Source organism: Streptomyces phytophilus, assembly GCF_013870535.1.
GTDB classification, from domain to species: domain Bacteria; phylum Actinomycetota; class Actinomycetes; order Streptomycetales; family Streptomycetaceae; genus Streptomyces; species Streptomyces phytophilus.
The window spans coordinates 1-2,199 of sequence record NZ_JACBXC010001026.1; the positions used below are offsets into that span (position 1 = coordinate 1).

The 2,199-nt window shown below is 72.8% G+C and carries 1 protein-coding gene and 1 pseudogene; both read left to right on the top strand.

All coding sequences use genetic code 11. From position 1 onward, the window contains the following. Positions 1-510, top strand: a pseudogene (locus H5J30_RS28585) (glycoside hydrolase family protein); the annotation flags it as partial. A 132-nt stretch (positions 511-642) separates the two neighbouring features. Continuing rightward, positions 643-2,115: a sulfatase-like hydrolase/transferase gene (locus H5J30_RS28590; protein WP_181790178.1), complete on the top strand. Its 1,473-nt coding sequence runs from the start codon at positions 643-645 to the stop codon at positions 2,113-2,115. The last annotated feature ends 84 nt before the right edge of the window (positions 2,116-2,199 follow it).

Consider the following 2,199-nt stretch of genomic DNA (forward strand, 5'->3'; position numbering starts at 1 on the left):
CACGTCGACGGGCGTCCCCTGTACGTCGCCACCGGCACGACCCGGGTCCCCGGGCTGGAGACCGCGAGCCCGTGGAACGACGGGATCTTCGTCTGGACGGCCCGCTCCCTGCGCGGCCCCTGGCGGCTCGCCGACACGACCGGCATCCGGCCGGACGCGGAGAAGGGCAAGGTGTGGTCGCCGGAGTTCGCCGGCGAGAACCGGCCGGGACGCACCGTCGTCGCGCCCTGGCAGGAGCACTGGCACGACGACGAGTTCGGCCGGCGCGGCAACGCCTGGGCGCCGGAGGTGCACTACTTCCGCGGCACCTGGTACGTGGTGGCCTGCATGGGCGCGCACTCGCGGAAGGTCGGCTCGTTCCTGCTGGTCAGCGACGGCGGACCGGAGGGCCCGTACCGGCTGGCGGAGGGCAACCGCGACAAGCCCTTCGGCGACCCGATCCCCGGCGGGCCGCCGTACATCGAGCCCGGCGCGCGCCACCACATCGACGGGAGCCTGTACAGCGGGGGACTGACAGTTGACCTCTCGCCTCGATCTACAGACGTCGGATCAACCCGGCGGCCATCCGGCCTTCCCTGCCCAGCTCCGGAGGAGTTCGATTCCTCCCCGGCCTGAAGGCCGGGGCAACCTCGGAGGTTCTCGGTGACCTGCCCCACCGCGCCCAACATCGTGTTCGTGATGACCGACCAGCACCGCCCCGACTTCATGGCGGGCGAGGGCTTCGGTCTGGACACCATGCCCTTCCTCGACTCCCTCGCCGCCGGCGGCGTCCGGTTCCGGCGCGCGTACACCACCGCGCCCGCCTGCGTCCCCGCCCGCACCAGCCTGCTCACCGGCCGGTGGCCCAGCACCCACCGGGTGCGGCAGAACTCCACCCCGCAGGGCGTGGTCCGCGGCGACGACCTGCTCGACGTGCTCGGCGGCGCCGGCTACCAGCGCTTCTACGCCGGCAAGACCCACATGTACCGCGGCCGGAAGGAGTTCTTCGACGCCTTCTCCGGCCCGTACGGGCACGAGGCCGGCCCCGACGAGACCCCCGGGCAGCAGGAGTTCGCCGCCTGGCTGCGCTCCGTCGACCACGGCCCGACGACCGAGCCGACCCCGTTCCCGGTGGAGCTGCAGTTCGCGCACCGGATCGTCTCCGACGCCATCGGGCAGATCGACGCCCGCGACCGCGACCGGCCGTTCTTCTCCTGGGTGTCGATGCCCGAGCCGCACAACCCGTACCAGGCGCCGGAGCCGTACTTCTCGCTGTTCGGCGAGGACGAGGTGCCCGCGCGCGCCTGCGGGCCCGAGGCCGCGGTGCGCAAGGGCGGGGCGTACAAGTGGCTGCGGGAGCTGGTGGAGGAGAAGCGGCCCGGGTACGACCGGCTCTGGCGGCGCTACCGCGCCACGTACTGCGGGATGCTCCGCCTCATCGACGACCAGCTCCGCCGGCTCGTCGACCATCTGAAGGCGCAGGACGTCTGGCGGGACACCCTGCTGATCTTCCTCGCCGACCACGGCGACTACGCGGGCGACTACGGCCTCCAGCGCAAGGGCGCCGGGATGCCGGAGGTGCTGGCGCGGATCCCGATGGTCGTGCACGGCTGCGGCGTCGAGCCCCGCGACAACCGCAGGGACTTCGTCTCGCTCGCCGACATCCTCCCCACCCTCTGCGAGGTGATCGGCCGGCCCATCCCCCTCGGCGTCCAGGGCCGCAGCCTGTGGCAGCTGCTCTCCGGCGCCGACTACCCGGCCGCCGAGTTCGCCGACATCGTCACCGAGCGCGGCTACGGCGGCCTCCCGTACCCGGACGACGCGCGGCCCGAGCTGCACTTCCCGTACGAGGGGACCAGGTACGACGAGCTGAACACCGTGACGCAGAGCGGCTTCTCGCGGATGCTGCGGCACGACCGCTACAAGCTCTACCAGCACGTGGACGGGACGGGCGAGCTGTACGACGTCGTCGCCGACCCGATGGAGCTGGACGACCGCTGGAACCACCCGGGCATGCGGCGCGTACAGGCCGACCTGACGCAGCGCCTGCACCGCTGGGCGCTCCGCCTCACCGACGACCTCCCCGACGGCGTCTACGACCCCAAGCTGCCGCCGCACAACTGGCACCGGTCCTGAAGGAGGCACGGCGCATGCACCCCGGAGCGACCCCCCGCCGCACCGACAACGGCCGGCACCTGCTGCCTCCCCCGTCCCGCCGTA